This window comes from Mesorhizobium sp. M0862 (assembly GCF_040319795.1).
Lineage (GTDB): Bacteria > Pseudomonadota > Alphaproteobacteria > Rhizobiales > Rhizobiaceae > Mesorhizobium.
Map to the genome: position 1 here is coordinate 154,343 of NZ_JAMYOJ010000013.1, position 6,017 is coordinate 160,359.

Annotated in this window: 9 protein-coding genes; 6 read left to right on the top strand and 3 right to left on the bottom strand. The window is 58.0% G+C overall.

Annotated elements, in window-relative coordinates:
• The first annotated feature begins 6 nt into the window (after positions 1-6).
• The 4 genes from NKI15_RS20635 (at position 7) to NKI15_RS20650 (ending at position 1,421) form a co-directional block, all read left to right on the top strand.
• A complete protein-coding gene (locus NKI15_RS20635) occupies positions 7-402 on the top strand; it encodes a DUF3606 domain-containing protein (RefSeq protein ID WP_023707390.1) in 396 nt (131 codons plus the stop codon).
• Positions 383-586 carry a hypothetical protein gene (locus NKI15_RS20640; protein ID WP_156932446.1) on the top strand — a complete coding sequence of 68 codons (204 nt, stop codon included), beginning with the start codon at positions 383-385 and terminating at the stop codon, positions 584-586. Before NKI15_RS20635 ends, NKI15_RS20640 begins: the two co-directional genes overlap by 20 nt.
• A gap of 18 nt (positions 587-604) precedes the next feature.
• On the top strand, positions 605-811 hold the full coding sequence (locus tag NKI15_RS20645; protein ID WP_023748450.1) for a KTSC domain-containing protein: 207 nt from the start codon (positions 605-607) through the stop codon (positions 809-811).
• Positions 812-1,262: 451 nt separating this feature from the next.
• Positions 1,263-1,421 (top strand): hypothetical protein, encoded by a 159-nt coding sequence (locus tag NKI15_RS20650; RefSeq protein WP_023707392.1) that lies wholly within the window; start codon positions 1,263-1,265, stop codon positions 1,419-1,421.
• A gap of 7 nt (positions 1,422-1,428) precedes the next feature.
• On the opposite strand, the gene NKI15_RS20655 is transcribed toward NKI15_RS20650, so the two are convergent.
• The 3 genes from NKI15_RS20655 to NKI15_RS20665 all read right to left on the bottom strand — a co-directional run bounded on the left by NKI15_RS20655 (position 1,429) and on the right by NKI15_RS20665 (position 3,001).
• Complete coding sequence (locus NKI15_RS20655) at positions 1,429-1,560, bottom strand: hypothetical protein (RefSeq protein ID WP_023707393.1); 132 nt, start codon at positions 1,558-1,560, stop codon at positions 1,429-1,431.
• Positions 1,561-2,233: 673 nt separating this feature from the next.
• Entirely contained in the window at positions 2,234-2,458 is a 225-nt protein-coding gene (locus NKI15_RS20660) for a site-specific integrase (RefSeq protein WP_023707394.1), read from the bottom strand.
• 18 nt (positions 2,459-2,476) lie between these two features.
• A complete protein-coding gene (locus NKI15_RS20665; RefSeq protein WP_023750889.1) occupies positions 2,477-3,001 on the bottom strand; it encodes a hypothetical protein in 525 nt (174 codons plus the stop codon).
• A gap of 1,035 nt (positions 3,002-4,036) precedes the next feature.
• Here NKI15_RS20665 and NKI15_RS20670 point away from each other — a divergent pair.
• Both NKI15_RS20670 and NKI15_RS20675 read left to right on the top strand, forming a co-directional pair.
• Positions 4,037-4,510, top strand: a complete 474-nt coding sequence (locus NKI15_RS20670; RefSeq protein WP_156932445.1) for a hypothetical protein — start codon at positions 4,037-4,039, stop codon at positions 4,508-4,510.
• Between the two features lie 10 nt (positions 4,511-4,520).
• Positions 4,521-6,017: Ig-like domain-containing protein (locus tag NKI15_RS20675; protein ID WP_352886814.1), on the top strand; the 1,497-nt coding region annotated here is incomplete at its 3' end.

Consider the following 6,017-nt stretch of genomic DNA (forward strand, 5'->3'; position numbering starts at 1 on the left):
ATCGATATGGCCGACGACAAGAGCAAGCGGGATTTTCGTGATCGGGACCGTGTCACGGCCGATGAGGATTATGAAGTTGAATATTTCGCAACAAAGACCGGCATCACACCCCAGCAGGTCAAAGAGCTGATCGCGAAGCACGGGCAACCAACGCGAGACTTTGGAGCGGGTAGCCAAGGCGCTGCGGAAACAATGACCAGGCTATCTGATCTCGGCAGACCACTGATCGGCCACCGACATGAAGGCCCGCCCGCGAGCGAACTCGCGCATTTCCTTCCTTGCCTGTTTGCGGTCAACAGATCGATATGCGCGATTTTCGCCAGGTCACTTATCATGCCGATCCGGAGCACGAGCCGCTCGAACTGGACGCTTAGGACCAAAAGTGCCGAAATACCACGTTGAGGAAATGGACGGCGATACCGTGACGGCTACCCACATCGTCCACGCGACAACGCCGATCAGGGCGGCGCGGGAAGCGACAGAGCGCGACATCACTCTGCGCACCAGCGAGCCCATCTGGATCAGGGTTGCCGACGAAAAGCGCGGCCACAATTCGAATACAGTTTCAGCCAACTCGGCTAGCTGAGTTTTTGAATGGCATACCATGCCGTCGACCTCGATACGCAAGTTCGACTATGACCCGAACACCAGGGTTCTCTCCGTCTGGTTTGTGGCAAGCGGGAAGCATTACGAGTTTTTGGACGTACCTGCTGAGGCCGTTGCTGCGTTCAAAGCTGCCTTTGCTAAGGGCGTCTATTTTAACAGGCACATCCGCAATCGTTATGCAGTCCGGCTCGCGCCAGGGCGCTGACATCTGGAGACGCCGGGTTTGTGCAGGGATGGCCCGCGCCTGCTTCCGAGCGCGGGCCGACCATGATGAGTGAGGGGCCATCTTGGTCACCGGCAGGGACCGCTGAGAACGAGCCGGGTGTGACCGAACAGCCTCGGAGCGGGGATGTTCCCGGCTGACCCAAAAAGGCCAAAGGGCGCAATTAGCACCGACTTAATTAGGTCCGGAAAATTTTAACGAATCGTTGACCGCGCTGTCCCAGAATAGGACGGCGCGGTCAAACCCCAACCTTGGCTGCGCAGGCGGCTTCGGCACTCAGTTCCACCCCCGAGCTGTCGGAGCCGCCACCCACCCCACACTTATACCAGCAATGGTTGAATCAACCGTTACTGCACGTGCTTTCATGGCGCTTCCCTGATCGTTAGACTTTGACGGATCAAACAGAGGATTCACAGATTCGGAGACTCGACCGATGGAAACGATCTTCGATGACGTCGGCAACGGCCTCAGAGCGCCCGCACAGACGCATGGCGCCCTGTATGCGCCTTCGCGCATCGACATGGCCGGCAAGCTGTTCCTTGGCGTCGCAATCGGCCTGGGCCTTGGCTTTGGAATGGCGAACGCGGGTTAGACCCGACCTATCGGTTCGGGCGGTCCGTAGCCAAAACGTTGTAGAGCACCAAACACGCCAGCAACGAAATGACGCTGCCCAGCAGGTCGCCTAGGGTCAGGCCGGAAAAATAGACAAGATCGAACGCCAGTACCGCCATCGCTCCAGCCAATCATGATTCGGGACACTGCCGACATTAACCGTTAGTCGGCACTGTTCCGGTCTGGATAACCTGTTCAATCTTTTCGTTGAACTTGCGCCATTCGCCAACAATCCAAAGTTAGGCGAAGCAATCAAGCTTGCGAATGAATACGCCTCCGGAGACGTCCCCATCGGCCAAGAGGTTTTCGAGGCCATCGGAGCGTCGCGGAAAGAAATGATAGAGAGTTGGCGAAAGAGGCGGAACGCTATCCGGTCTGGCAAGCTCGCTCCCACACCACGCAACCTAATCCAAAGTACCGCGAGGAATAGGAATGGCTAAAGTCCGCAAGCGCACCCTGCCCTCCGGTGAAGTTCGCTGGCCGGCAGACTACTTCGATGCCGCTGCAATCGCCGCGCCAAGCAGTTCGACAAGCGCAAGGATGCCGACGGCTATCCGGTAAAGGTGCGACGTGACCTGCAGCTATGATTCGAATCCAGGTTCCCCAGAAAGCGATTTTTCCGTTTGATCATTAGAACATTTCGTGTCAGTCGGACGCACGGTCGGTAATTTTTGTTCCCGTTTCGAGCTTGCGGATGGCGCTTTCGCCGAGCGCCGGATCTCGGTTGAGGAAGGCTGTGGCCGGTGATCGTTGCGATTTCCGGCACCCAGGCCTCGACGAGCGCCAGGCGCGTTACAGCAGTCCCGCGAATGTATTTAGGGTCACTCCGACCACCCCGGCCGAGGCGCAGGCCTTGCGCCACGATGATCGAAAGCCATCTGAGGTCCATGGCACGCCGTCGCTGTTCAAAAGTATCTGCCCGACCTTGTCGCGCAACGCCTCGAGCGCAGCCTTGAGCGGCCCTCCGACGGGAATGACCACACGAGTTCCGGTCTTGGATTGCTGCAGGCGGATCACCTTGCCGTCATACTGCTGTCAAGTGAGCCGCAGCAGGTCGCCCTGGCGCCGGCCGGTCCACAAGGCCAGTGTGAGCGGCAGATGCAGGTGCGCGGGAGCGCTGGCATAGAATGCGGCCTCGTAGGCGGCAGACCAGACGTTAGCCACCCTGGTGCCGCGATAGAGGCGCCCGCCCTTCTCGCAAGGATTGGCTGACACAAGGCCGCGACCGTGTCCCCAGGACAGGATCCTCGCCAGCACCTGCCAGCCATAGTCTGCCTGTTGGCGCGATGCCTTGGCGCGCTCGTCGCGCCACTCCATGAAGATGCCGCGCGTGCGGCGGTCGCTCATGCCCGACAGCGGGAAGTCACCGAATTTCTTTCCGATAACCTTGATCAGCTTGACATAGTCGGCTTGCGTGCGCGGCGCCAGGTCATCCAAATCCGAGCTGGCCTGAAATTCATTCAGCACGGACAGCAGCACGCCCTGGCGCGGCTTGGCCTTGGTCGCGGCGGCAGCTTTGTAGGCTGCGATGAATTCGGGATCTCCAGGCTTGCCAGGCAAGGTGGCCCGCCCTTCCAAGCCCACTAGTAGGTGACGAGGCTGCCGTCGGCGAGTTGTTTGGCGCGGCTGTTCAGCCCCTTAAGACGAACGCGCATGATTTTTTATATACTGGTCGACGGGGTTTTCCGGTTCGCTCGTATGTGTAGCGGCGATGACCACGATCTTGCCCGTCGCCGGATCTATTTCTAACCTGCCAGGCTCCATGTTGCCTTAGCGTGCGCTCTTGATCCGCGCGCAATATCGGCAATTTTGAAGGAGATCAGTGTGCCGGCCATTTTGGATTGCTCCCGCCTTTTCAGCCGCCGCGTTTTCCAAAAGATTCGTGAGGTTTTGGATAACTGCTTGGAGCAGATCCTTGACGGGCAGCCTCATCACCTTCTCGATGCCAATTAAGACTTCCAGGACAATTCGAGCCGGCCTGAGAATGATCGAAACCGGATATTGCTCGCGCCTAATTACCTCTCCTACCGGAGACGATGCATCGAAATCAGACCATCCCTGCCCTTCCTGATCGAAAGACAAGGCCAAGGTGCGGAAATTCGGACTCTTGGGACCTTCTCAGGTTACAGCAACCGACACAGTGAAACGCAATTGTCCATGAGATCGGCCGTTGCTGCTACACATTCCCCTCGCTGAGGCATGCGTTTCTGGAAGGCGGTCCGCAGCCGGTTCCGTGCACGTTTTATTTTGACTGTTAACTGTCACGCTAGTCGAATGTTGACGACTCCCCCTCGGAAGAGTTAATAATCGCCTAATATAAGCATTTTCTTAAAAACATGATCGGCAGCCGACGAGTTTGCCGACGCAATGGGGAGACGCAGCGCGACGACCAATCTCGTCGCAACATCATCATCATCATCAACATCGAGCCGCCATCCGTAAACGGTACTGCTGAGTCAGCCGTTCGCAAGGCGTAACATAGCGGCGGTTTGGTGGGCTGACGAAGTCTATGAGTTTTGATAGCGAGTGCTTTGTCTTTTCAGTGCGGTCGGTAAACGGATGTGGGGGCATCTGTGTATGAGTAAGGGGGTTATAATGGCTGCTTCTCAAATCATAAACGCCGACGGAATGTCGACGTTGCTTCCCGATACGCCACAGGGCGGAGACTATACCTACCGCTTAGCCGAAAATGCGCCCGTCCCCATTTCCACCGTTCTGACCATTATATCTCTCGATGGGTCGAGTTGCGATCTGGCCGAAATCACACTTTGCTCTCCGAATGATGAGTTTTCCGCCTCGACCGATCCGAAGAAGCCCGCTGTTGCCTGCGCAGATTCAGCAGGCATCAAGCTGTGTTTGCCGGACTCGCGAGCGTGGGCGTTTGGCATTGGTACACATGCCATTGGTCTGGATGCGAACTCATTTGGTCCGGCGCTCTCGCCCAGGATCAAGCCGTTTGTTGGCGAAGGCGAACTTGCCCTCATAGGTTCACAATTTTTGAGCGACGCCGCTGCAAGCGGCAGGTCAATGTCGGCACTTCTCGATCGACAAGAACAACTAGCGAGATAGGGGACGGGGTATGGCAACGGCAACTGGTACAAGCGGCAACGACAATCTGGTCGGCGGTAGTGGAGACGACGTGCTTTTGGGCGGTGCCGGAAGCGATCGCCTGAATGGCGGTTCAGGCGCCGATACGCTCGATGGAGGCAGTGGTTTCGATACGGTCCTGGGCGGATCGGGAGCGGACACGCTCATCTATCGCGCGTGGGAAAATCAGTACAAGTTTGGTAGCCAAGTCTACGGCACAGGGACAACCGTCGGACAAACAGCCTTTTCCGGCTACGACACCTACGACGGCGGTAACGGCAATGCTGCGAAAGGCACTGCCGAGATCGATACGCTCGCTATCTATCTAAGCAATGTTCAACTAGCCAATACGTCATTCATGACGGCGTTTAACACCGAACTTGCTCAGTTTCGTGCCTTCATTGCCGCGAACTCGAACACGAATACCGGCCAAGCAGGTCAGGCAGAATTTACATTCGCCACGATCAACCTCAAGGTCTCCGCGATCGAGCGGGTTGTCGTTCTCGATAGCGCCGGGCAGGTTCCTGTCTCCGTGAATATTGTCGACTCTTCTTTAAATGATGGTGACAACAACTCGGTCGTGACGTTCACCTTCACTGGTCCAGTGACTGGCTTCACTTTAGACGATGTGACGGCAACCCACGGAACGCTGTCTAATTTTGTGATGATCGATGCTTCGCACTATACGGCGAAGTTCACGGCAGCAGACGGTTTTAATGGCGATGGCTCCGTTTCGGTAACGGCCGGCGGTTACACCGACGCTGCCGGCAACGCTGGTGCTGGGGGCGGTGACACCGTCGCGGTGGACACTGCGAACCCCACTGTGACGTTGGTCACCTACGGACCCAATGACGGTACCCTGAAGGCGGGGGAATCAGTCACCCTGACACTCAATTTGAGTGAAGCGGTTACGGTAGCTGGCGGAGTCCCCACTCTGACGCTAAACGATGGCGGCACCGCGACATATGTAGGCGGATCTGGCACTGCCGCGCTAACCTTCAAGTATACGGTCGCAAGCGGAGAAAACACAGCTGACCTATCCGTGACGGGATTCAGCCTGAACGGCTCTTCGATCAGGGACGCGGCAGCCAACGATGCCGTCCTCAGCGGGGCGGTAACCAATCCCGCCGGGGTACTGGTCGTGGACACCGTGATTGCGACCCCGACGGTGGCGCTGACCAACGACAGCGGCAGCTCGGGCAGCGATCTTCTGACCAATGACGCGGCGCTGACGGTGAGCGCGGCGGCCCCCGACGTGACGCGGAGCTATTCCGTGGACGGCGGGCTGGGGTCGGCAACCTATACGGCGCCGACCGGCCAGGGCAGCCACACGGTGGTGGTGACCGACACCGACGCCGCCGGCAACACCGCCAATGCCAGCATCACCTTCAATCTGGACACCGTGATTGCGACCCCGACGGTGGCGCTGACCAACGACAGCGGCAGCTCGGGCAGCGATCTTCTGACCAATGACGCGGCGCTGACGGTG